The organism is Treponema sp. R6D11, assembly GCF_054786075.1.
Window position 1 is genome coordinate 1 of sequence record NZ_BDHD01000905.1, and the last position, 453, is coordinate 453.

The following is a 453-nucleotide window of genomic DNA, read 5'->3' on the forward strand; positions in this document are numbered from 1 at the left end:
TATCATAATTTGGGCAACGTCCGCGAAGAACGGCTTACCCTTGAAAACGCCATTCGCGCCTACGACCTAGCGAAAACCGAATCTGTGCGACGCCGCCTTAACCGCGTGGACACCCACTACCGGTACGCGAACCTGCTCACCAACAACAGGGAATTCTTCCCCGCCGAAGAACAGTTCGTAAGGGGCATCGATCTTTACGAAGATTTTGTTACAAGGAATTTAATCGCGCCAGGACCGCAGTTAGGAAAGCTTTACGCAGGACTCGGCGATTTAGAATATTTTGTAAAATCGGGCAACATACAGGCCGCCCTTGACAACTACCTCAAAGCCGAAAGATACTGCTATGCGCCGCCTGAAATCCAATACCGCATGGGATCGGCCTATTACCAGCAGGAAAACTGGGGGAACGCCCTCAATTACCTTTTCAAGGCGGCCGCGGACACGCACTATAAC

Annotated in this window: 1 pseudogene; it reads left to right on the plus strand. The window is 51.7% G+C overall.

Annotation, left to right across the window (positions count from 1 at the left end):
- Nucleotides 1–453, plus strand: a pseudogene (locus ACYVTD_RS16755) (periplasmic flagellar collar protein FlcA); the annotation flags it as partial.